Origin of the sequence: uncultured Microbacterium sp. (assembly GCF_947489255.1) — a bacterium.
Classification (GTDB): domain Bacteria; phylum Actinomycetota; class Actinomycetes; order Actinomycetales; family Microbacteriaceae; genus Microbacterium; species Microbacterium phycohabitans.
Map to the genome: position 1 here is coordinate 222581 of NZ_CANLCY010000001.1, position 23504 is coordinate 246084.

19 protein-coding genes are annotated in these 23504 nt (G+C 72.8%); 10 read left to right on the forward strand and 9 right to left on the reverse strand.

Annotated elements, in window-relative coordinates:
• Nucleotides 1-7: 7 nt before the first annotated feature.
• From uraH to Q0818_RS01115, 5 genes are all read right to left on the reverse strand, one after another.
• Nucleotides 8-328 (reverse strand): hydroxyisourate hydrolase, encoded by a 321-nt coding sequence (gene uraH, locus Q0818_RS01095; protein ID WP_298870394.1) that lies wholly within the window; start codon nucleotides 326-328, stop codon nucleotides 8-10.
• 91 nt (nucleotides 329-419) lie between these two features.
• Nucleotides 420-947: a 2-oxo-4-hydroxy-4-carboxy-5-ureidoimidazoline decarboxylase gene (gene uraD / locus Q0818_RS01100; protein ID WP_298870396.1), complete on the reverse strand. Its 528-nt coding sequence runs from the start codon at nucleotides 945-947 to the stop codon at nucleotides 420-422.
• Between the two features lie 79 nt (nucleotides 948-1026).
• A complete protein-coding gene (locus Q0818_RS01105) occupies nucleotides 1027-1839 on the reverse strand; it encodes a hypothetical protein (RefSeq protein ID WP_298870397.1) in 813 nt (270 codons plus the stop codon).
• Nucleotides 1817-2815 (reverse strand): type IV toxin-antitoxin system AbiEi family antitoxin, encoded by a 999-nt coding sequence (locus tag Q0818_RS01110; protein ID WP_298870398.1) that lies wholly within the window; start codon nucleotides 2813-2815, stop codon nucleotides 1817-1819. Before Q0818_RS01110 ends, Q0818_RS01105 begins: the two co-directional genes overlap by 23 nt.
• Before the next feature lie 67 nt (nucleotides 2816-2882).
• Complete coding sequence (locus tag Q0818_RS01115; RefSeq protein WP_298870400.1) at nucleotides 2883-3536, reverse strand: XRE family transcriptional regulator; 654 nt, start codon at nucleotides 3534-3536, stop codon at nucleotides 2883-2885.
• Between the two features lie 159 nt (nucleotides 3537-3695).
• On the opposite strand from Q0818_RS01115, the gene Q0818_RS01120 reads away from it, so the two are divergent.
• The 8 genes from Q0818_RS01120 to Q0818_RS01155 all read left to right on the forward strand — a co-directional run bounded on the left by Q0818_RS01120 (nucleotide 3696) and on the right by Q0818_RS01155 (nucleotide 14348).
• Complete coding sequence (locus Q0818_RS01120; RefSeq protein ID WP_298870402.1) at nucleotides 3696-5402, forward strand: NCS1 family nucleobase:cation symporter-1; 1707 nt, start codon at nucleotides 3696-3698, stop codon at nucleotides 5400-5402.
• The gene (locus tag Q0818_RS01125) at nucleotides 5399-6274 is read left to right on the forward strand and encodes an aspartate/glutamate racemase family protein (RefSeq protein WP_298870404.1); all 876 of its coding nucleotides are present in this window, start codon (nucleotides 5399-5401) and stop codon (nucleotides 6272-6274) included. Before Q0818_RS01120 ends, Q0818_RS01125 begins: the two co-directional genes overlap by 4 nt.
• Before the next feature lie 51 nt (nucleotides 6275-6325).
• A complete protein-coding gene (gene allB / locus Q0818_RS01130) occupies nucleotides 6326-7660 on the forward strand; it encodes an allantoinase AllB (RefSeq protein ID WP_298870406.1) in 1335 nt (444 codons plus the stop codon).
• Nucleotides 7657-8856, forward strand: coding sequence for an acetamidase/formamidase family protein (locus Q0818_RS01135; protein WP_298870407.1), 1200 nt, complete (start codon nucleotides 7657-7659; stop codon nucleotides 8854-8856). Before allB ends, Q0818_RS01135 begins: the two co-directional genes overlap by 4 nt.
• A 184-nt stretch (nucleotides 8857-9040) precedes the next feature.
• Nucleotides 9041-10621 carry an AtzH-like domain-containing protein gene (locus tag Q0818_RS01140; RefSeq protein ID WP_298870408.1) on the forward strand — a complete coding sequence of 527 codons (1581 nt, stop codon included), beginning with the start codon at nucleotides 9041-9043 and terminating at the stop codon, nucleotides 10619-10621.
• Nucleotides 10621-11853 carry an alanine--glyoxylate aminotransferase family protein gene (locus tag Q0818_RS01145; protein WP_298870410.1) on the forward strand — a complete coding sequence of 411 codons (1233 nt, stop codon included), beginning with the start codon at nucleotides 10621-10623 and terminating at the stop codon, nucleotides 11851-11853. The genes Q0818_RS01140 and Q0818_RS01145 overlap by 1 nt, the downstream gene beginning before the upstream one ends.
• Nucleotides 11854-11962: 109 nt before the next feature.
• Entirely contained in the window at nucleotides 11963-13246 is a 1284-nt protein-coding gene (locus Q0818_RS01150) for an allantoate amidohydrolase (RefSeq protein ID WP_298870413.1), read from the forward strand.
• A gap of 238 nt (nucleotides 13247-13484) precedes the next feature.
• Complete coding sequence (locus Q0818_RS01155; protein ID WP_298870415.1) at nucleotides 13485-14348, forward strand: PhzF family phenazine biosynthesis isomerase; 864 nt, start codon at nucleotides 13485-13487, stop codon at nucleotides 14346-14348.
• Nucleotides 14349-15304: 956 nt separating this feature from the next.
• Here Q0818_RS01155 and Q0818_RS01160 read toward each other — a convergent pair.
• The 3 genes from Q0818_RS01160 to Q0818_RS01170 form a co-directional block, all read right to left on the reverse strand.
• Nucleotides 15305-18385 carry a molybdopterin cofactor-binding domain-containing protein gene (locus tag Q0818_RS01160; RefSeq protein ID WP_298870417.1) on the reverse strand — a complete coding sequence of 1027 codons (3081 nt, stop codon included), beginning with the start codon at nucleotides 18383-18385 and terminating at the stop codon, nucleotides 15305-15307.
• Nucleotides 18386-18458: 73 nt separating this feature from the next.
• On the reverse strand, nucleotides 18459-19292 hold the full coding sequence (locus tag Q0818_RS01165) for an FAD binding domain-containing protein (protein ID WP_298870419.1): 834 nt from the start codon (nucleotides 19290-19292) through the stop codon (nucleotides 18459-18461).
• Between the two features lie 2 nt (nucleotides 19293-19294).
• On the reverse strand, nucleotides 19295-19909 hold the full coding sequence (locus Q0818_RS01170) for a pyridoxal 5'-phosphate synthase (RefSeq protein ID WP_298870420.1): 615 nt from the start codon (nucleotides 19907-19909) through the stop codon (nucleotides 19295-19297).
• Nucleotides 19910-20017: 108 nt separating this feature from the next.
• Between Q0818_RS01170 and Q0818_RS01175 the strand changes: the two genes are divergently transcribed.
• Nucleotides 20018-21040: a methylenetetrahydrofolate reductase C-terminal domain-containing protein gene (locus Q0818_RS01175; protein WP_298870422.1), complete on the forward strand. Its 1023-nt coding sequence runs from the start codon at nucleotides 20018-20020 to the stop codon at nucleotides 21038-21040.
• A 239-nt stretch (nucleotides 21041-21279) separates the two neighbouring features.
• On the opposite strand, the gene Q0818_RS01180 is transcribed toward Q0818_RS01175, so the two are convergent.
• Nucleotides 21280-21945: a methyltransferase domain-containing protein gene (locus tag Q0818_RS01180; protein ID WP_298870424.1), complete on the reverse strand. Its 666-nt coding sequence runs from the start codon at nucleotides 21943-21945 to the stop codon at nucleotides 21280-21282.
• Nucleotides 21946-21983: 38 nt separating this feature from the next.
• Here Q0818_RS01180 and Q0818_RS01185 point away from each other — a divergent pair, with 38 nt between their 5' ends.
• On the forward strand, nucleotides 21984-23441 hold the full coding sequence (locus Q0818_RS01185) for an FAD-dependent oxidoreductase (protein WP_298870426.1): 1458 nt from the start codon (nucleotides 21984-21986) through the stop codon (nucleotides 23439-23441).
• The last annotated feature ends 63 nt before the right edge of the window (nucleotides 23442-23504 follow it).

Sequence of the window (23504 nt, forward strand, 5' to 3'; positions counted from 1 at the left end):
TCTCTCCTCAGCTGCCGCGGTAGGTCGAGTAGGCGAACGGACTCAGCAGCAGCGGCACGTGCAGGTGGGCCTCGCCGCTCACGGTGAACGCGACCGTCGCCACGGGGTGGAACGACGCGACCCCGCGCGCGCGGAAGTACGCGCCGGTGGCGAACGTCAGCGCGTAGTCGCCGTCGGCCAGGAGCTCGGGGCCGAGCGCGAGGCGGCCGTCGGCGTCGGTGGTCGCCTCGGCGATGAGCGCGCCGTCGAGGTGGGCCAGCGTGACGGCGACTCCGGCCGCGGGCGTGCCGGCCGTGGCATCCAGGACGTGGGTGGTGAGGTGCGTCATCGCGCGACTCCTCGGGCGCAGCTGAGGGCGGTGGCTCCGCGGGCGCAGTCCCGGGCGACGGGTGCGCAGCGGGGAGCGGGGGCGCGGCGCGTCATTCCGCCGCCTCCGGCTCGGCGGGGGCGTCGTCGGCGAAGGTGGTGCGCAGGCGCAGCAGGGCGATCTCGGCGAGCTGTCGCGTCGCCTCGATGGTCTCGGCGTCGGGGTCGTTGGCGAGCCGTCGCTCGAGCTCGGCGCGCATCTCGCCCGGCGTGCGTCCGGCTGCGCGGATGAGGAAGACGCGGCCGAAACGCTCCTCGTACGCCGCGTTCCCGGCGGCGATCGCGGCGACGTCGTCGTCGGCGGCGGATGCCATGGATCCCTGTTCGCGACGGGATGCCGCCGCCTCGGCGCCGGTGCCCGACACCCTCGCGCCGATGCGGGGGTGCGCGTGCAAGGCGGCGGCGAGGTCGTCCGGCGACCAGGTCGAGGCGAGGTCGCCGGCGTAGGCGGCGAGGGCGTCGACGCTCGTGTACGGCCGACCGGCCACGACGGCGTCGACCCAGCCCGGGATGTCGGCCCACACGCGCACGACGGCCGTGGCCTCCGCGTCGTCGAGGGCATGGAAGTCGTGCAGGTGCATGCCGGTCAGGCTAGGCGGACCGCGTTACGGGGCTGTGGCGCGATGTGTCGGCGATGTTGCTGTGGGGAACATTCCGGGGTCAGGCATCTCCGCGCAGTCCGCGGGTGAAGGCCTGAACGACAGCCGTTCGTCGTGCGACGTCTTCCGGTAGCCCGAGGAGCTCTCGGGCGAGGTGGCGCGAGTCGAGCCGAGCGAAACGCGCGGCCAGATCATCTGCATCCTCAGGATCCAGCTGTCGGCGCACGTCGCCGCCGAGGAGGCCTGCGGCGCCTTGGGCCAGATCGAAACCGTAGAGCTCGGCGACGTCGATGTCGTCGCCGTAAAGGCGATCGAGGACGTCATTGCTTTCCGCATACCAGTCGAGCGCGACGGCCAGGTCCTTCGCATCTTTGTCGTCGGGCGACCGGTCTGCCCAGGCGCGAACCTTGAGGAGCGTGTATCCCTCGGGCTGAGGGAGGCGGATCGATTCGCCGCTCGCGAGCTCCAGCGACGCAGCCCGATCGAAGACTTCGCGGAACCCGAAGACGACGAGGTCCTCCTCCCGTGGCGCGAGCCGGGTGAGGCCGCGAGGGTCTTCGGCGACGGTCCCGAAGGGCACGATGTCGACGGGGAGATCGGCGATCCGGTAGGCGATGTCGTTGTCTCGGATCGAGGGAAACGTTTCGCCGATTCGCTCGAACTGCTGCCAGGACGCGATCGCGATCGCCAGGTCCAGGTCATCGGTCTGTCGAGTCGGGGTCGTTCTTCCCAGCGCGGAGTGGATGGCGTCACGACACCGCGCCCCGACGAGCATGATTCCGGCGGGATCCACGCCCGCCCTGCTCACCAGCTGATGGACTGCCTCCGCGACGTCATCGAGGAGGCGGTGATCAAGCCGCGCGAAGTCGAGCATTGTTGCCGCGGAGGTGGTGAGCCGCTTCTCGTTCCCGGGAATCGCCGGACGCGAGGAGATCGGCGTAGACGAGAAGTGGGGGCGCGACGAGTACTCGTGTACCTGCGAAGGGTTCCGCGGGCACCGGCTCGGTCCAGAACTTCTGCCGTACGAAGATCGTGGGCTCGAGATCGTCGCTCGCCCACCGGCCCGTCCGTGCAGCGTCTCGGGGGATGCCGTCCGTGTAGATGGTCCAGGTCATGTGCCTTCTGATCCACGGTGCTACGGCCTCTCCACTGAGATAAAGCGGCGGCCCGTCGTCGGGGAGAGCGGATGGGTCGAATTCGCCGCGGAAAGTTCGCGTGTTCTCTCGTGACCCGAGGCCGCTCGAGAACGCTGCTGACCACCCGTCGATCAGTGAGTCGATGTTTCGGAGTGACCCCGAATCGCGCGGGCCGAAGGTGTCGAGGTAGTTGGCCGTTTCGAGTGCAACGAGTGTCTTCTGCGTGAAGCTCACCGAAACCCCGGCGGCGCGGGCGAGGTCTTGCAGCCGTCCGGAGAGAAGGTCGGGCCAGCTGATCGCCGCGAGAATGACCTGCGATCGTTTCTCGGTGAAGAGCGAGGCGCTCTTCGTCGGCTTGCGGAGTTCTCCCGGTGTGCGGGGGGTCCGCCCGCGCACGTCGATGAGGGTATCTCCGAACGCGAGATAGCCGTTGCCTGCCTCGTCGAAGTAGTTGATGCCGGCGCCGCGCAGGTGATCGGCGTTGCGCGGAGTGATGCGGGCGCCGAGCGCGAGGACGGGGGCTCCGACATCGAGGGGCATTACCCGCTCCACGTCGTCGAGGGTGAGGGGTGAGGCCCCAATGGCCGTCATCGCCTGATGCTGAGCCCCGCGGGTCACGATGAGTGAGGTCACGGGATTGTCGGCGGAGGGGATCTCCCCGACCAGGTCGACGCCGTACTCCTGCACCCTGCTTCGAATCTTCTCGCTGTCCACTTTTCCTCCCAGGAGAATTCTCTCAGGAGGAAATTTTTCTCGCAAGGAGAAACCTCCTACCGGGAAATCAGGCGTGCACGATCAGCCAGTGCGCCACGGCATCCGCGGTGCCGGTGTTGTGAAGGCGGTGAGGGACCGAACAGGGGTAGCTGATCGCGTCGCCGGCGCGGAGGATCACGCGCTCGGCCTCGAAGTCGATGGTGAGCTCGCCCGCGACGACCGTGCCGACCTCGTAGCCCTCGTGGTGGAAGAGCCCGTCGGCACCGTGCGCCGAGGCGCCGGGCGGGTAGATCGATTCGAAGTAGTCGACGCCGGGGGAGGAGCCGGGGGTGAGCCGGCGGAACGACACCCCGCTGTCGAGCACGATGTCGGGGGACTGCCCCGCGCGCTGCAGGGTGAAGCCCGACGGGCCGGCGGGTTCGACGGGGCGGTCGGATGCCGGGTCGAAGGCCGCGACCAGGGGAACGCCGAGGGCGTCGGTGATGGCGATCAGGCGCGAGACGCTCGGCTGCATCACGCCGCGCTCGATCTGCGAGACGGCGCTGGGGGAGATGCCCAGCGACTTCGCCAGCGCTCGAGCCGAGATCCCGCGCGCCTGCCGCAGGTCGCGGACCCGCGCCCCGACGGATGCCGAGGGCTCGGTCGTCGTGGTGCCCGCGGGCGAGGAGCCGGTCGTCGCGGCGTCGTGATCGACGGCGTCGGCGAGGGGCGGCTGCATCATGCCCCGAGTCTAGGGAGCCTCTCAACGTGAAGGAGCGACTTCACATGCTCGTTACATGAGCGAAACCGGCCGCGCTGTGTGAACCCATAACTTCACATCAGAGCTCCACTCCGGCCGCGGACTCCACGTCGTGGCATCCATCGCCCTGAGAGGAATGACATGACATCGACCCCGCTCACCGGTCCCCACGATCTCGTGGAGGCCGCCGGCCACCCCCACGGGGGCGGCAACATGAAGCCCCACTACGACGACCGCCTCGCCAACGAGGATCTCGCGCCCCTGCGGAAGCAGAAGTGGTCGAGCTACAACATCTTCGCGTTCTGGATGAGCGACGTGCACTCGGTCGGCGGCTACGTCACGGCCGGTTCGCTGTTCGCCCTCGGCCTGCAGTCGTGGCAGGTGCTGGTGGCGCTGATCGTCGGCATCGTCATCGTGCAGGTCTTCGCGAACATGGTCGCCAAGCCCAGCCAGAAGACCGGCGTGCCCTACCCCGTGATCAACCGCGTGGTGTTCGGCATCCGCGGGGCCAACATCCCCGCGATCATCCGCGGCCTCATCGCCATCGCCTGGTACGGCGTGCAGACGTTCCTCGCGGCGGAGTCGCTGAACATCGTGTTCCTGAAGTTCATCCCGGGCTCGGCCGCCCTGCTCGACGTGTCGTTCGCGGGACTGTCGGCACTCGGCTGGATCTCGTACGCGATCCTCTGGACGGCGCAGTTCCTGCTCTTCTGGAACGGCATGGAGGTCATCCGCCGCTTCATCGACTGGGCGGGACCGGCGGTCTACCTCGTGATGATCGTGCTCGCCGTCTACCTCGTGTCGCAGGCCGGCATCGAGAACATCTCGTTCACCTTGTCGACCACGCAGCTGGACTTCTGGGCCTCGATCCCGGTGATGTTCGCCGCGATCGCGCTGGTGGTGTCGTACTTCTCCGGCCCGATGCTGAACTTCGGCGACTTCGCCCGCTACGGCAAGAGCTTCCGCGCGGTGAAGAAGGGCAACTTCTGGGGCCTGCCCGTCAACTTCCTCTTCTTCTCACTGCTGACCGTCATCACGGCATCCGCCACCGTCCCGGTGTTCGGCGACCTCATCACCGACCCGATCGCGACCGTCGAGCGCATCGACACGCCCTTCGCGATCCTGCTCGGCGGCCTCACGTTCGTCACCGCGACGGTCGGCATCAACATCGTCGCCAACTTCATCTCGCCCGCGTTCGACTTCTCCAACGTCGCCCCGAAGAAGATCTCGTGGCGCGCGGGCGGCATGATCGCCGCGGTCGGCTCGACGTTCCTCATGCCCTGGAACTGGTACTCCAACGCCGACGCCATCCACTACTCGCTCGGCGTGCTGGGTGCGCTGATCGGCCCGCTGTTCGGCATCCTGATCGCCGGGTACTACATCGCCGCCCGCCAGCGCGTGAAGGTCGACGCGATGTTCACGATGGATGCCGCCGGGCCCTACTGGTACTCGGGCGGCTTCAACCCGAACGCGGTCAAGGCCGTCATCGCCGCGGGTGTGCCGACGGTCGCGATCGCGATCTTCCCGAAGCTCTTCGCCGACCTGGGCCTGTTCGACGTCTCGGCGATCAGCGACTACAGCTGGTTCATCGGCTGCGGCCTGGGATACGTGCTGTTCCTCCTGTTCGAGCGCCGGGATCCCCGCATCCCCACCTTCGACGGCGAGACGGAGGGCATCTCCGACGGCACGCTCGACCAGACCGACACCGTGGCCGCGCCCGCCTCGGTCGCCTCGCCCGCCGCTCCCGCCGAGGTTCCGGTGCTCGCGATCGAGACCCCGGATGCCGTGCCCGGGGCGGGTCCGCTGCCCCGATCGGCCGGGGGATCCGCGCGGGAGGCGCTCGCGTGAGGATCCTGCTCATCAACCCGAACACCTCCCGGGCGATGACCGCGAAGATCGCGGCCGCCGCCCGGGGGGTGGCCGGGCCCGGCGTCGAGATCGAGGCGGTGTGCCCGACGAACGGGGCCGCCGCGATCGAGAGCCACACCGACGAGATCGCCGCCGCCGCCGCCGTGGTCGAGCTGGTGGTCGCCGACCGCGACGGACCGACCCCGGCCGACGCGTACGTCGTGGCGTGCTTCGGGGATCCGGGACTCGACGCGGCCCGCGAGCTCGTCGCCGCGCCCGTGGTCGGCATCGCCGAGGCGGCGATGCACCTGGCCGCGATCTCGGGGCGGCACTTCGGCGTCGTGACGACGCTCAGCCGCACCCTCGGGCGGGCGCACGACCTCGTCGCCCGGTACGGCATGGAGCGGTCGTGCGTGTCGCTCGCGGCCACCGGCATCCCGGTGCTCGATCTCGAGGACACCGGATCGGAGGCGGTTGCGACGATCGAGCGCCTCAGCGCCGACGCGGCCGCGGGCGGGGCCGACGTGATCGTGCTCGGCTGCGCCGGGATGGCCGACCTGTGCGCCGAGCTGACGGCCCGCGTGGGCGTGCCCGTGGTCGACGGGGTCGCGGCCGCCGTGGGCATGGCATCCGGGATGGTGCGCATGGGCCTCGGTACGAGCAAACGCGACGAGTACGCGCTGCCGTCACGGGCGTTCGCGGGCGTCTCCGCTGCGGGGACGGTGCCGGCCGACCGGGGCGCTTTCCGTGCAACGGGGCGCACAGGGGACACCCCGGTGCACGCCGAGCGCCCCGGTGACCCCACCGGCGGCCCGGTGTCGTCGACGGGAACCCCTCCTCCCCAGACGAGCGATTTCGCGGTGTTCGCGTGAATGTTGATGACGGTTACATTCGCGAAACGCGGGGCCCCTAGCGTGAACGGCATGAGCACTCGGATCGCCGCCCGTCGGGTCTATCTCGACGGCGCCTTCGCGCCCGCCACCGTCGTGATCGACGACGGACTCGTCGTCGCGGTCGAGGAGTTCGACGCCACCGCCGACACCGTCCTCCCTCAGGACGCGACGCTGTTGCCCGGCCTCGTCGACTCCCACGTGCACTTCGACGAACCCGGCCGCACCGAGTGGGAGGGCTTCGCCACCGGCACCGCCGCCGCCGCGGCGGGCGGGGTCACGACGGTCGTCGACATGCCCCTGAACAGCGTGCCGGTCACCACCACCGTCGAGGCCCTGGAGGCCAAGCGCTCGGCATCCCGCGGAACGCTCGCTGTCGACGTCGCGTACTGGGGCGGAGCCGTGCCCGAGAACCTCGGGTCGCTGCGTGCGGTCGCCGACGCCGGCGTGGTCGGGTTCAAGTGCTTCCTCTCGCCCAGCGGCATCGACGAGTTCGGCCATCTCGACGCCGACCAGCTCGAGCGCTGCCTCGCCGAGCTCGCGGAGTTCGACGGGCTCCTCATCGTGCACGCCGAAGACCCCGCCCACCTGCACGCCGACGGAGCCCTGGGGCCGCGCTATCGCGACTTCGAGCGGAGCCGGCCCCCGCTCAGCGAGCGCGCCGCGATCGAACGGGTCATCGAGGCCGCCCGTCGCACCGGAGCCCGCGCGCACATCGTGCACGTGTCCGACGGAGGGGCGCTCGACGCCGTGCGGGCGGCAAAGGCCGAGGGCGTGCGCCTGAGCGTCGAGACGTGTCCGCACTACCTCACGCTCGACGCCGAGCGGGTGCCCGACGGCGCGGCCGCGTTCAAGTGCTGCCCGCCCATCCGCGGCGGCGTCAACCGCGACCTGCTGTGGGCGGGGGTCGTCGACGGCACGATCGACGCGATCGTCAGCGACCACTCCCCGGCGACGGTCGATCTGAAGAGCAACCCCGACTTCGGCCTCGCGTGGGGCGGGATCGCGGGTCTGCAGACGGGCCTGTCGGCCGTGCACACCACGGCGCGCGAGCGGGGCCTGGCCTTCGAGACCCTGCTGCCGCTGATGACGACCGGCCCCGCGCGCATCGCCGGGCTCGCCGGTCTGGGCGTCATCGAGCCGGGCGCCCCCGCGCACCTGGTCGCCTTCGCCCCCGACGAGGAGTTCGTCGTGGATGCCGCCCACCTCGAGTACCGCAATCCCGTGTCGCCGTGGCACGGGGCGACGCTGACGGGGGTGGTTCGCGAGACCTGGCTGCGCGGCGTCTCGACCTACCGGCGCGGGGCGCCGGTGACCGAGCGCGAGGGGCGCGAGATCCTCCGCGCGACCGCGACGGTGCAGGCGTGAGCGCCGTGACCGAGGCCTCGGCGCCCGTGCCGATCCTGCAGCCCGGTGTCGGCGCGATCCCCGGCGATCACTACGTCGCCGCCACCCCCGCGACGGTGCTGTGGGGGCGCCTCCCGTGCGCGACCGACGCGGCCGTGCTCGAGATCTCCTCGGGCGAGAGCGTCACCTTCGACACGGTCAGCCACGAGGGCATCCTCGACGACCAGGGCAAAGACCCCCGCGCCTACTTCGCGACCCACGGGGTTCCCGCTGAAGAGGTGCTCGACGATGCCGTCGAGATCGCGGCATCCGTCGCCCGAGACCCCTTCGCCGACGGACCGCACGTGGTGGTCGGGCCCGTGCACGTACGCGGGGCGCACCCCGGTGATCTGCTCAAGATCACCATCGAGACCCTCGCGCCGCGCGTGCCCTACGGCGTCATCTCGAACCGCCACGGCAAGGGCGCCCTCGTGGGGGAGCTGCCCCGCGGCGAGCACAACGTGAGCGTCTTCGCGGCGGTGTCGGAGCGCGACGGCGTCCTGCACGGCACCCTCCCGATCGTCGACGGCGGCGAGCCGGTGGTGGCTTTCCCGCTGGCGCCGTTCCTGGGCACCATGGGCGTGGCCGTGGCCGCCGAGGAACGGCCGCACTCCGTCCCGCCGGGCCCGCACGGCGGCAACATCGACATCAACCTCCTCGTCGAGGGGACGACCCTCTTCCTGCCGGTGCAGGTCGAGGGAGCGCTCGCCTACGTCGGCGACCCGCATTTCGCGCAGGGCGACGGCGAGGTGGCGCTCACCGCCCTCGAGGCCTCGCTGCGCGCCACGCTGCGCTTCGAGGTGATCCCCGCGGATGCCGCCCGCGCGGCGTTCGGCGAGGTCACGGGCCCGCTGGTGCGCACGCCCGAATACCTCGTGCCGACCGGCATGGATCCCGACCTCGACGCGGCGATGCGCGCGTGCGTGCGTGCCTCCCTGGCGCTCATCGAGGGGCGGTGGGGCATGGCCGAGCACCTCGCCTACGCCTACCTGAGCGCCGCGACCGACTTCGACATCTCCCAGGTCGTCGACATCGTCTCGGGTGTGCACGCGCGCATCCGCGAGGCGGACTTCGCGGGCGTCGCCGCCGTCGAGCCCGAGGCCCTGGCATCCGCATCCGGATCCGCATCCGCATCCGCATCCGGATCCGCATCCGTCCCCGAGGGAGACACCCCGTGACCCCTGCTCTGGCCGCCGCCCTCGCCCGCGTCGAGGCGCCCGCCCGTCCGGATCCCGACCGCGTGTCCCCGACACGCGTCGCGGCGGGGCGACCGCTCGGCGTGTTCCGGTCGCTCGGCGCACGCCGGTCATTCGACGCACGCCGGTCGCTCGGCGCACGCCGGGCGCGAGGGGAGGAGAAGCGATGACCGAGACCGTCCCCGCCGACCTGCGCGCGGCGTTCGACGCCTACGAGAGCGCGATCGTGACGAACGACCTCGACGCGCTGGATGCGTCCTTCGCTCCCGGGCCCGACACGCTCCGCGGCGACACCGCCGGGCTGCTGGTGGGGCACGACGCGATCAGCGGCTTCCGCGCGCTGCGCGGCGGCGTTCCGCCCCGCGACATCAGCGAGGTGCATTACCGTCCCCTCGGCGACGACGTAGCCCTTCTGATGTCGGTCTCGGCCTTCCGCGGGGGAGGCCGCGGGCTGCAGACGCAGGTGTGGCAGCGGATCGACGGACGCTGGCTCATCACCGCCGCCCACGTCACCCCGCGCACCCCCGCCCTTGACCGCACGATCTGGCGCAGCGTCGGCGACCCCTTCCTCCAGGGCGCCTGGGAGGGCCCGCTCGAAGGACTCACCGTCGCGGTCAAAGACCTCTTCGCCATCGCCGGTTTCCGCATCGGTGCGGGCAATCCGACCTACCTCGAACAGGCGCGGCCCGAGAAGGCCACGGCTCCCGCCGTCGCCGACCTGCTGCGGGGTGGGGCGTCGCTGCGCGGCATCGCGCGCACCGACGAGTTCGCCTACTCGATCGCCGGCGACAACGCGCACTACGGCACCCCGCCGAACGGCGCCGTCGTCGGGGCCCTGCCGGGAGGTTCGTCGAGCGGACCGGCCTCCGCCGTCGCCCTCGGCCACGCCGACATCGGCCTCGCGACCGACACGGCCGGTTCCATCCGGGTGCCCGCCTCGTACCAGGGGCTGTGGGGGCTCCGCACGACCCACGACCTCGTGCCGCGCCAGGGCATGCTCCCGCTCGCGCAGTCGTTCGACACGATCGGCTGGCTCACGCGCGACGGCGAGACCCTCGAGCGCGTGGCCGACTGGTGCCTCAGCTACGACGGCTCGGCCTCGACCGAGAACGTCTACGGCGCATCGGGCGCCGACCTCCCTTGGCGTTTCCTCGTGCCCGAGGAGATCCTCGACTGCGTCGACGCCTCCACCCGCGAGGCCTTCTCGAAGCTGCTGGCCGCCCTGGCGGCATCCGACGATCCGCCGCCCTTCCGGGCGGTGCACGCGGGCGACCTGGATGCCGCCTTCACCGCGTTCCGCACGGTGCAGGGCGCCGAGGCGTGGCGCAACGACGGGGAGTGGATGCGCGCGCACCCCGGGGCCGTGGGCGCCGCCGTCGCGGAGCGCTTCCGCGTCGCCGCGCGGATCACCGCCGATCAGGAGCGCGCCGCTCGCGCCGAGCTCGAACCGATCGCCGCCGACCTCGCCGAGCTCGTCGACGACGCCGTGCTGATCTTCCCCACGGTGCCGGGGCCCGCGCCGCAGCGCACCGCCGACGTCGACGCCGTCCGCGCGGCGACCCTGCGCATGACGGCTCCCGCCGCGATCGCCGGGCTCCCCGCCGTGTCGGTGCCGCTGCTGAGCGTCGAGGGGGCGCCCGTCGGCGTCTGCCTCGTGTCGCGCGCGGGCACCGACCTCGCCCTCGTCCGCCTCGCCCGTCGTCTGGCCGCCCTCGCCGCCGTCCCGCCCCACCCCACGGAGTCCTGATGTCCCACCTCCCCGGCCCGATCGACCCGCCCGCGCGCCTGCTCATGGGCCCCGGACCCATCTCGGCCTACCCCAGCGTTCTACGCGCGATGGGGGCGCCGCTCGTGGGGCAGTACGACCCGTTCATGACCGCGACGATGACCGAGACCCAGGAGTTGTACCGCCGGGTCTGGGGCACCGGCAACGACGCGACCCTCCTCGTCGACGGCACGAGCCGTGCGGGCATCGAGGCCGCCATGGTCTCGCTCATCCGCCCCGGCGATCGCGTGCTCGTGCCCGTGTTCGGGCGGTTCGGGCACCTCCTCGCCGAGATCGCGGAGCGCGCCCTCGCCGAGGTGCACACCATCGAGGTGCCGTGGGGCCAGGTGTTCCCGGTCTCGGCGATCCGCGAGGCGATCGAACGTGTGAAGCCGCACCTCGTCGCCTGCGTGCAGGGCGACACCTCCACCACGATGCTCCAGCCGCTGGAGGAGATCGGTGAGATCTGCCGTGCCCACGGCGCCCTGTTCTACACCGACGCGACGGCGTCGCTCGGCGGGAACCCGTTCGAGATGGATGCCTGGGGGCTCGATGCCGCGACGGCGGGCCTGCAGAAGTGCCTCGGCGGGCCTTCCGGTTCGGCACCGATCAGCCTGTCCGACCGTGCCGTCGAGGTGGTGCGCTCGCGGGCCCGCGTCGAGGCCGGCATCCGCGAGGAGGGCGACGCCTCGGCATCCGACTTCATCCGTTCGAACTACTTCGATCTCGCGATGATCCTCGACTACTGGGGACCGCGGCGCCTGAACCACCACACCGAGGCGACCACGATGCTCTACGGCGCGCGCGAGTGCGCGCGCGTGCTGCTGCTCGAGGGCCGGGATGCCGTGATCGATCGGCACCGGCTGCACGGCGACGCGATGCTCGCGGGCGTCGAGGGCCTCGGCCTCACGGTCTTCGGCGACGTCGCGCACAAGATGACCAACGTCGTCGCGGTGGAGATCCCCGAGGGGGTGGTCGGCGACGCGGTGCGCGCGGAGCTGCTCGGCGACTTCGGCATCGAGATCGGCACCTCGTTCGGTCCCCTGCACGGCCGCGTCTGGCGGATCGGGACGATGGGGTACAACGCCCGGAAGGATGCCGTGCTCACCACGCTCGCGGCGCTCGAGGCGGTGCTGCGCCGTCACGGCGCCGCGGTGGCCGCGGGCGGGGGAGTGGAGGCGGCGCAGGGCGTGTACGCCGGAGCCGGATCGTGACCGCCGCCGCACGCGTCTCCGCCGCGGGGGCAGCCGCCGGTCCGGTGCTCGCCGCCGTTTCCGCCGCGCCCGTCGGCACCCGCGGTCCCGCCGAGCGGCGAGGCCCCGCATGACCCTCGCGACCCGCCTGCAGGTCGCTCCGGAGCGCCTCGCGGCCGCGGCCCGCCGCGTGATGGGCCGCTGCGAGGAGCTCGCCCGCGTCACGGCGACCCCCGGGAGCATCACGCGCGTCTACCTCTCGCCCGAGCACGCCCGGGTCAACCGCCTCGCCGCCGAGTGGATGCGCGAGCTGGGCATGACGACACGGCAGGATGCCGCCGGCAATCAGGTCGGGCGGCTCGCCCCGACCGGCGCCCCCGACGCCCCCGCGCTGCTCCTCGGTTCGCACCTCGACACGGTTCCCGACGCCGGGCGCTTCGACGGCATCGTCGGGGTGCTGATGGCGCTCGAGGTCGTCCGGCTGTTGCGCGACGTCGACGCCGAGGGGGCGGCATCCAGTCCCTTCCCGTTCGCGCTCGAGGTCATCGCGTTCAGCGACGAGGAGGGCACGCGGTTCGGCAAGGCCCTGCTGGGGTCGTCGGCGGTGGCCGGGCAGTGGGATGCCACCTGGTGGGACCTCGCCGACGCCGACGGCACCACGCTGCGAGAGGCCTTCCGCGAGTTCGGCCTCGATCCCGGTCGTATCGGCGAGGCAGCCCGCCGACCCGAGGAACTCGTCGCCTACCTCGAGGCGCACATCGAGCAGGGGCCCGAGCTGCACCGCAGCGGGCAGGCGCTCGCCGCGGTGTCGTCGATCGCGTCGGCCCGGCGCTTCCAGCTCGTCGTCGAGGGGGAGGCCCGGCACGCCGGCGGCACGCCCTACGACATGCGGCGCGACGCGCTGCTCGGCGCGAGCGAGGCCGCCCTCGCCGTCGAACGCATCTGCCGCGGCGAGCACCACATCATCGGCACGGTCGGTCAGCTCGAGGCCTTCCCGGGCGCCGTGAACGTCGTGCCGGGGGAGGCGCACTTCTCGCTCGACCTGCGCGGCGAGTTCGACGACACGCGCGACCACACCTGGGACGAGATCTCGAACGAGCTCGACGCGATCATGGGGCGCCGCGGCCTGCGCTGGCACGCCCGCGAGGTGCACAGCGCCCCCGCGGTGTTCTGCGCGCCGCTGCTGCAGGACGTCGTGCGCGCGGGCATCGGGGGCGAAGCGCCCACGCTGTTCAGCCGCGCCGGACACGACGCGATGTCGATCGGCGCGATCACCGGCGTCGGCATGCTCTTCCTCCGCAACCCCGACGGCATCAGCCACCACCCCGACGAGGCGGTGACCGGCGCCGACGTGGCGGCGGGGCTTCGCGCTCTCGCCGAGGCGGTGCTGCACCTGGGCGCGGAGGTGCGCTGAGCCGGCGGACGCGCCGATAGCCCGGGCGCTCCGGTGCCGCGTGCACGGTGGCGGGCGGGAGCGCCGACACCCGTCCTCGCGGCGGGGCTGCCCGGCGTGTCGGGGTCGGGGCCCGCGGTCGTGCACGCCGGTCGGACGCAGCGGGCAATGCGGCCACGGCTGCCGGGGTGCGAGTGAGGGGCCACTCGCGGCGAAGTGGCCCGCACCTCTCCCATCGGGGTTCGGCGAGGATGGTGCCATGACCGAGACCCCCGGCATCCTGCAGCTGCTCGCCTTCGCCGCCGAACCCGGCGGCGGCAACCCGGCTGGAGTGGTCCTGGATGCCACGGCCCTCGACGACGCGCAGATGCAGCGCATCGCGGCCGACCTGGGCCACCCCGAGACGGCCTTCGTGGGTCGCCGCGACGGCCGTCGCGCGGCGGTGCGCTACTTCTCGCCCGGGGCCGAGGTCCCCTTCTGCGGGCACGCCACCATCGCCACGGCGGTCGCGCTCGCCCAGGCGGAGGGCACCGGCCCCTTCACGTTCGACACCGCGGCCGGCGTCGTCGAGGTCTCGACCGACCGCGACGCCGAGGGGCGCGTCCGTGCCGGGTTCACCAGTGTCGAGCCGTACACGATCGACCTCGAACCCGACGTCGCCGACCGACTCCTCGGCATCCTGGGGCTTCGCCGCGCCGATCTCGACGAGCGGATGCCGCTCGCCCAGACCTTCGCCGGCAACCTGCACCCGGTGGTCGCGATCGCGTCGCGCGAGGTGTTCGACGTCTTCACGTTCGACCCCGCACGGCTGCGGACGCTCATGGACGAGCGCGGATGGAAGGGAACCGTCATCACCGTGCACGTCGCGGGCGACCTCGCCGACGGCCTCGTCGCGGAGGCCCGCAACCTCTTCCCGGTCGGCGACATCACCGAAGACCCCGCCACCGGCTCCGCTGCCGGTTCGCTCGGCGCCTACCTGCGCGACCGCATCGGTGTACCCGCGCCGTTCGCCTTCACCGTGCGGCAGGGTCGCCACATCGGGCGGCCGAGCGTGCTCGAGGTCGAGGTCCCGGCATCCGGTGGCATCCGGGTCTCCGGAACGGCTGTGCCGCTGGAGGGCTGAGCCTGGCGCGCCGGGCATGTCCCACTTATGGTCGGTTAAGTTCGCGCGCACCGGCCATATGTGGGACATGCACCAGCCATGGGTGGGACGAGGGTGCGGCCCCCCGCTGACGCTTGCGCCTGTCGTCTGCGCTCCGCTCGCCGCCTGCGCTCCGCCAGATGCCTGCGCCCCGCTCGCCGCCTGCGCTCCGCCTGTCGCCTGCGCTCCGCCTGCCGCGCCGGGCATGTCCCACTTATGGTCGGTTCAGTCCGCGTGCACCGGCCATATGTGGGACATGCACCAGCCGTAAGTGGGACGAGGGTGCGCCCGCCCCGCCGGCCGCCTGCGCTCCGCCCACCTCCTGTGCCCCGCCCGCCACCTGCGCTCCGCTCGCCGCCTGCGCTCCGCCAGATGCCTGCGCTCCGCGTGTCGCCTGCGCTCCGCCTGCCGCGCCGGGCATGTCCCACTTATGGTCGGTTGAGTTCGCGTGCACCGGCCATATGTGGGACATGCACCAGCCGTAAGTGGGACGAGGGTGCGCCCGCCCCGCCTGTCGCCTGCGCTCCGCCCGCAGCCTGCGCTCCGCCTGCCGCGCCGGGCATGTCCCACTTCTGGTCGGTTGAGCCTGGCCGCACCGGCCATGTGTGGGACATGCACCAGCCATAAGTGGGACAAGGGTGCGCCCGCCCCGCCCGCCGCCCCATGTCCCCGGCCTCGCCTGCCGTTCCCGCCCCGTCCGCCGCCCCATGTCCCACTTATGGTCAGTTGAGCGCGCGCGCACTAGCCATAAGTGGGACACGCACCGCCATTTTCGGGACGAGGCCCCGCCCCACACCACCCCACACCACGCCCACCCCACCCCACGCACAGCCCCGCCCCACGCCGCACGCGCACAGCCCCCGCCCCACGCCGCTCGCGCACAGCCCCGCCCCACGCCGCACGCCAAGCCCCCGCCCCCACGCGACGCGCGAGCGCGGTCAGCTTCCGCCCGCGAGCCTCCACACCCGATCCCGCGAGAACGGCAACTCGTACCCGCGCCGGCCGACCGCGCGTGACACGGCGTTGCCGATCGCCGCTCCCACGGGGTTGTACGGCGACTCGCTCATCGACTTCGCCCCGAAGGGGCCGAGGCTGTCGTCGGTCTCGGCGAAATACACCTCGGTGTCGGGCACGTCGGCGAACTGCGGGACGCGATACGTGCGGAACACCGGGTTCTGCACCACGCCGTCCTCGAGCAGCACCTCCTCATACAGCGCTCCACCCAGAGCCTGTGCGGCTCCGCCCTCGATCTGTCCACGGCACTGCGCGGGGTTGATGACGACGCCGGCATCCGCCGACTGCACCGACTGCAGCACCTTGACGGTCCCCGTCTCGGGATCGACCGCGACGCGCGCCGCGTGCACGTTGAATGCGAGCGAGCGCAGATCGCCGAACTCCGCGCCATCCGCCGTGAGCCCCTCGTCGTCTTCGCCGGCTCCGGCCGCGACGATACGCTCCCACGTGACGACAGCGTCGCCCACCCGGATCCCGGATGCCGTGAACTCGACGTGCGCGGCATCCTCTTCCGCACCGTGCTCCGGCGAGGCGCCGGTCCCTCCCGACGCCCCCGCGAGCGCGCCGGTGGGCGGGACGTCTCCCCGGAAACCCTCCTCGGTCTGCCCGCCGCCGGCCGCCTCGAGTCCCCGCGAGGCCCCTGCCCCGCGGCCTGCCGCCTCGAGTCCCCGCGAGGCCCCTGCCCCGCGGCCTGCCGCCTCGAGTCCCCGCGAGGCCCCTGCCCCGCCGCCCGCCGCCTCGAGTCCCGACGGAGCCCCCGCCCCGACGAGCACCGACTCCCCGCTCGCGAGCTCGGTCGCGATCGCGACCATGCGTCGCCGCAGCGCCGTGCACGCGCCGAACAGGGCCTTGCCCGCGACCACCGTTCCGGCCGAGGCGAAGGCGCCCGTGTCATGACGGACGGCGTCGGTGTCGGCGGCCCACAGCTCGAGGCGCTCGAGCGGCGCGTCGAGCACGGTGGCGGCGATCTGCCGGTGCACGGTCGAGGTGCCGTTGCCGAACTCGGCGGTGCCCACCCGCAGCAGGTAGGTGCCGTCGGCGCGCAGGGTCGCGGTGGTGTGCGCGATGTGCCCGCGCGGCGCCATCGTCGCGATCATGGCCGTCGCCATCCCCTCGCCGACGAGCCACCCCTCGGGAGCCTCGACGCCGTTGCCGCGGCGCAGGGCGTCCTGGGCGAGGTCGAGGCACTGGTCGAGCCCGTAACTGCCCCAGATCAGGTCTTCCTCGTACTTCTCGTCGTCGTCGGGGTGCAGCGGATCGCCCTGGCGGACGGCGTTGATGCGGCGGAGGTCGAAGGGGTCGAGGCCGAGTTGCTGGGCGAGGGCGTCCATCGCCGACTCGACGGCGAACACCACCTGCCCGAGCCCGTACCCGCGGAACGCCCCCGACGGCGGATTGTTCGTGTAGACCGCTTCCGCGTCGATCCACTTCGTCGGCACGCGGTAGAGCGTCGTCGACTCGGCGCACGAGTGGAACAGCACGCCGATCGCGTGATTGCCGTAGGCGCCGGTGTCGCTCAGCACGTCGAGCTTCATCGCCGTGAGGGTGCCGTCGGCATCCGCCCCCAGGGTCGCGCGCACGCGCATCGGATGCCGCAGCGACGCCCGCACGAACTGGTCGGTGCGCGAGAACTCGTAGGCCACCGGACGCCCGAGCTTCAGCACGGCCAGAGCCGTGAGGTCTTCGGTGAACAGCTCCTGCTTGCCGCCGAATCCACCGCCGACCCGTGTCGCGTAGACGCGCACGCGGTCGCGTTCGAGGCCGAACACGTGCGCGAGCTCGTTGCGGGCGAGGAACGGCACCTGCGTCGACGAGCGGATGACGAGCCGTCCCTCGTCGTCGAGCCAGCCGACCGCGCCGTGCGTCTCGAGAGCGGCGTGGGTCACGCGCGAGGAACGCCATTCTCCGGTCACCGTGGTGTAGCTCGCGGCCAGGGCCGCGTCGATGTCACCGCCGTGACCGGTGTGGAAACCGGCGACCACGTTGCGTTCGGCCGCCATCACCCGCTCCTGGGGCGTGCGGTTGGGGTGCAGCAGCGGTGCCCCCGGTCGGCGGGCCTCCTCGGGGTCGAACACCGCGGGCAGCACCTCGTAGTCGATGTGCACCGCGCGGCAGCCGGCATCCGCCGCCTCCGCCGTCTCGGCCACGACCGCCACCACACGCTGGCCCACGTGCCGCACGACGTCATCGAGCATGCGGGTGTCGTCGGGGTCATCGGTGCGGTGCTCGTGTCGACCGGTGGAGTAACGCACGTCGGGGACGTCGGCGTGGGTGAACACGGCGACAACGCCGGGGACGGCGAGGGCGGCCGCGCTGTCGATGGCCACGACGCGCGCGTGCGCGTGCGGAGACGTCACGACGCGCAGCACGAGCGGGGGTCCGCCGGGCACCGGCTCGTCGAACGTGAACGGCTCGCGGCCCTGCACGATGCGCCGCGCCGCTTCGGGCACCGTCGAGCTGCCGACGCGTCCGGTCGTCGCAGCGGGGGATGCCGGGGCGTCGCCGTGACCGGTGCAGGTACCGCCGCAGCCATCGGCCGGGGCGGGGGCGGTGGTCCCCGTCTCGCGCACGGGGCCGAGCACCGAGGCTCGGATGGCCTCGCGGATCGGGCGGTATCCGGTGCACCGGCACAGGTTGCCCTTCATGCGGCGGTCGAGGTCGTCGAGATCATCGGCGGTGAGGGTGGATGCCGTGACGCTCATGCCGGGGGAGCAGAAGCCGCACTGGAACCCGAAGCCCGTCGCGAGCGCCTCCTGCACGGGGTGCAGCTCGTCGCCGGGGGCGAGGCCCGCGGCGGTGGTGATCGTGCGTCCCTCCAGCCGCATGGCCGGGATGATGCAGGAGTGCGTCGGCGTCCCGTCGAGCAGCACCGAGCACGCGCCGCAGTCGCCCGCGTCGCAGCCCTTCTTCACCTCGACGTGGCCCGTCTCGCGCAGCAGCGTGCGGGCGCTCTGGCCCGGCCGCGGCTCCGCCTCGAGGGGGGAGCCGTTGACGTGGAACTTCATGCGACGGCCTCCCCGGCGGTGCTGTTCCGGCGCTCCGGCGCCGCGGGTCGCCGTCCGACGAGCGATGCCGCCGTCATGCCGCACCCCGCTGCGACGCGCGCGCGAAATCCGCCCGCAGCCGCTCCGCGAGCACGACGCTCACGCCGCGGCGCCAATCGGCGCTGCCGAGCGGATCGGTGTAGAAATCGGTCGCGCCGGCCACGGCATCCCGCAGCTCTCCGGCTCCGGGCACGCGCGCGAAGCGCAGCACGCGCGGGCGGCGCACCGCCGCCGTCACGACGAACACGCTCGATCCGTCGGGATCGACGCGGGCGGTGACCACCGCACCCGAGCGACCGAGCTCGGCCAGGGCGATCTTGCGCAGTCCGACCTGCGCGGTGAGGGCGCGCAGCGGGACGTCGAGGGCGCGCACGATCTCCCCGGGCGCGAGCGAGGTCGCGGCGTTGTCGATGACGAGGTCGGCCACCGCGATGCGGCGCTCGCCGCCGTCGGGCGTCCACACCAGGGCCGTGGCATCCAGGGTCGACAGGAGGGCGATCATCGCCCCGGCAGCGAACGCCTGGCACACGTTGCCGCCGACGGTCGCGGTGTTCCAGATCTTGAACGACGCCAGCAGGGCGTCGGCGGCGGGGCGCGCGAGCGCGAGGGAGGTCCACGCCGGCGGGGCCTCGTGCTCGACCCACGTCAGCAGCCGCGCGATCGTGCAGGTCGCGCCGATCCGCAGGCCCTCCTCGCTCACCTCGAGGTCGGGCCAGTCGAGGCCCGTGAGGTCGACGAAACCCGTCGTGCCCGGCTGCGGCTCGCTCATGAGCCACGTGCCGCCGGCGATCACGACCTCGCCGTCGCGCAGGGCGAGGTCGGCGCGCGAACGGGCGACGCGGTACGAGGTGACGCTGGTGATGTCCATGCTCAGCCCGCCTTGATCCGGCCGATCCAACGCCCGTCGGCGAGCGTGTAGTGCTGGCGCGTGCTCTGACCGAGGGCGTCACCCCGCCAGAAGGTGAGCGTCACGGGGCGGATGCGGAAGCCCACCCAGCGCTCGGGCGGCTCGAGCTCGGGATGCGCGGCGTCGAACTCCGCCCACAGGTGACGGCGTTCGAGTACGTGCAGGTGGGCGTTCTCGTCGGTGTTCAGCCACGCGAGCAGCTGCAGGTAGCGCGAACGCTGGCGGTACACCTCGGCGGCGTCGGCGGTGCTGACCCGCTCGACGATCCCGCGCACGACGAGCTGGCGCCCCACCTCGGGCCAGGCGACCGACATCGCCGCGACGGGATTCGCGGCGATCTGCGCGACCTTCGCGCTCGCGGCGTCGGTGTGGAAGTACAGCCCCGTGAGGTCGCGGTCGCTGACCAGCACGTGCCGCAGCGAGGGCAGGCCGTCGCGGCCCATCGTGGCCAGGGCGGCGAGGGGTCGCAGCTCGCTGTCGTGCGGCGGCAACCACCGCACGAGCAGGGTGAGCGGGTCGTCGACGAGCGTGTCGACGTCGTCGACGTCGGAACCGAACGTGGTGCCGGCCGTGATCATGGCGACCTCCGGGGATGCTGCGGGTATCGACGAGCGTAGGCAGCGCGCGTTTCCGCGATGTTGCCGCCATGAACATTCGTCGAAACACGGCGTTCGTACACTCCCCGCATGAGCGCGCTTCCCCTCATCGACTCCTGCCCCAAGCGCATGGAATACGGTCCCTGCGGCGGGGTGGGCTTCGACGGCTCCTGCGAGGTCGACGCGGCGCACCGCTGCGCGTTCGTCCACCGCCCGACCGTGCCGTGGTCGGGGCTCGATCGCACCACGGCGGTGGGGCCCGGACCGCGCACCGCCGCCGCCACTGCGACCCTCGCGGCCCTCGGCACGCGCCCGTGGATCGTGGCCGACCTCCCGGCGCGGGCGCTGAGCGTGGCATCCATCGACGGGTGCGCCGCGATCCTGACCGGAGAGGTGGATGCCGTCCTGGCCGGCGACGCGGGGAGTGCGCGGGTGCAGTTCCCTCCCGCCTATCGGGCGCACCTGCTGCAGCGGCGGGGCCTGCGCGTGTGGACCGGACTGAACATGCGCGACCGCAACCGGGTGGCGATCGAGGGCGAGCTCGCGGCCCTCGCGGTCGAAGGCGTCGCCGGGGTGCACTGCGTGACCGGCGACCACACGCGCACCGGTCACCGACCCGACGCGGCGCCCGTGTTCGACCTCGACTCGACGGAGGCGACGGCCCTGGCTCGCGCAGCCGGACACGTGGTGTCGGTCGCCGCGTCGCCCGCTGCCCCGCCGGTGGACCGGCGCGCGGCCCGCCTGCGGGAGAAGCAGCGCGCCGGTGCTGACGTGTGCTTCGTCAACCACGCCGGTGGGGCGGTGCCGGTGCGCCGTTTCATCGACGAGGCGGGCGACGGCATCCGCTACATCCCGTGCGTACCGGTGGTCGTGGATCACCAGTCGGCGGATCTGCTCGAGTCGTTCACCACGCTGGTGCTGCCGGACGGTTTCCTCGCCCGTGTGCGCCGGGCCCGCGATCCGCGCGCCGAGGGAATCGCCCTGGCGGTGGCGATGGCGCTGGAGATGCTGGCGCTTCCCGGCGTCGTGGGCGTGAACCTGTCGGGCGGTCGCGAGGGAGCCGAGGAGTCGTTCGCCGAGGCGCTCGCCGAGATCGCGCGCCGCGTGCGCTGAGCCCGCGCGAAAGTCGTCGAGTGTCCAGGAAACGCCGTGCCGCACCCCCGAGAGCCGGCGTGTCTCGGACACTCGACAGTCGATCGAGGCGCGGTGGGATGTCGCGCGCCCCGTTCGCCGCGCCGTCCCTGCGCCGGTGAACCGGCGCGGTGGAAGCCGTCGAGTGTCCAGGAAACGCCGTGCCGCACCCTCGAGAGGCGGCGTGTCTTGGACACTCGACGGGTCGGCGCGGCGCGGCGTCAGCGCGTGACGGCGGGGGAGAGCTCCGCCGCGACCGCGACCAGGTGCCCGCCCTTGCGCTCCGCGCGGGCGATGCGACGCGGATCGGCGGCGTCGCGTTCGAGCAGACGCCACGGGTGAGCGTCGATGTCGGCGCCGCCCGTCGCGCACGCCAGCAGGGCGAGGGGCTCGAGGACCCGCCACCGGCCCCGCGGGCGCTGCATGTCGACGATGCCGGCGCGTCCACCCGGACGCACCGCGGCGCACACGCGTCGCCAGGCCTCGTCGCGTGCGGGGATGACGCTCAGCGCATAGGTCGAGAACACGGCATCCACCCCGCGCCCTCCGTTCGCGTCGAGCAGGACGGAGGGGTCGAGGGTCCCGGCGTCCGCCGACACCAGGGTCACCGTCTCGGACCATCCCGACGCGGCGATGCGGCGGCGGGCGACGGCGAGCATGTCGGGGCTGCGGTCCACGCCGATCACGCGTCCGGTGGGGCCCACGGCCGCGACGAGACCGGCGAAGTTCAACCCGGTGCCGCAGCCGAGGTCGACCACGGTGTCGCCGGGACGCGGATCGAGAAGACGGATGCCGGCCTCCCGGCCCGCCCGGTAGACCCAGCGCTCGCCCGAGAGCACGTCGTACCAGCGTGCACCGAAGCCGTAGCGGCGCAACGGTGTGGTCATCGCGCCACCTCCTGTTCCGACCACCCTAGGCTTCGGGAATGGCCTCCGTCTCGCGTCGTCGCGCCCGTCCGCTCACCGCCGTCGAAGCGGGTCGGGGGGACTGGGACCTCGTCGTGATCGGTGCCGGCAGCGCCGGGCTCGTCGGGGCGCGCACCGCGGCCGTGCTCGGGGCGCGTGTGCTGCTCATCGAGGCGGACGGGTTCGGCGGCGAATGCCTGTTCACCGGGTGCGTTCCCTCGAAAGCGCTCATCGCCGCGGCCGACGCGGCGCACGACGCACGGGATGCCGGGCGGCTCGGCATCCACGCCGGCGACGTCCGCGTGGATTTCGCCGCCGTGATGGCGCACGTGAAGGGCGCGATCGCCGCGATCGCACCCGTCGACTCGCCCGAGACCCTCGCCGAGACGGGCGTGTACACCCTGCGCGGTCGCGCCCGCTTCGACGGCCCCCGCTCGCTGGTCGTCGAGGGGGTCGGCATCCGTTTCCGTGACGCGCTCGTCGCGACCGGCAGCGCACCGGTCGTGCCCGAGGGGGTCGACGTGCTCACGAACGAGACGCTGTGGGACCTCGAGGAGCTGCCGGAAACGCTGCTCGTGCTCGGGGGAGGAGCGATCGGATGCGAGATGGCGCAGGCCTTCGCTCGCCTCGGCAGTCGCGTGACCCTCGTGCACCGCGGCGATCGTCTGCTGCCGAAGGAGGATCCCGCCGCGAGCGCCCTGGTGCTGTCGGCCCTGCGCGCCGACGGCGTCGAGGTGCGCCTCGGGACGACGCTCTCCGGGGCGGAGCGCGAGCACGGGCGCACCACTGCGCGGCTCGACGACGGCACGACGGCGGTCGCCGATCGGGTCCTGGCCGCTCTCGGCCGCCGCGTCGACACGACGGGACTGGGGCTGGACGCCGCGGGCGTCGACCTCGACGCATCGGGCGCGATCGCGGTCGATCGCACGCTCGCGACGAGCAATCCGCGCGTCCGCGCCGCGGGCGACGTCACCCCCCTCCCGAGGTTCACTCACACCGCGGGGATGTTCGGCAGCGTCGCCGCGACCAACGCCGTGCTCGGTCTGTCGCGTCGCGTGCGTCTCGATGACGTTCCGCGGGTGACGTTCACCTCGCCCGAGGTGGCGGCGGTGGGGGTGTCGACGGCGGATGCCGCGACGCGGGGCCTGCGCGTCGTCGAGACCGCGCACCACGACCTCGATCGCGCGATCGCGGAGGGGCGCACGGACGGGTTCACGCGCCTGGCGGTCGACCGGAAGGGGCGCGTGGTGGGCGCCACGATCGTGGGCCCGCGCGCGGGGGAGTCGCTGGGGGAGCTGTCGACGGCGGTCTCGAGAGGGCTCACGGTGCGCGATCTCGCCGGTGTGCTGCACGCCTATCCCACGTACTCCGACGCCGGGTGGAACGCCGCCGTCCGCGACGCGCAGGGGGCGTTGCGCGCGGGGATCGTCGCTGCGGCGATCCGGCTGCTGCGCCGCGTGCGGCGGCGGCGGGGCTGACGCGGCGGGGCGGATCCGGCGGGCCGAGGCGGCGGCGCTGATCCGGCGGGGCTGACGCGGCGA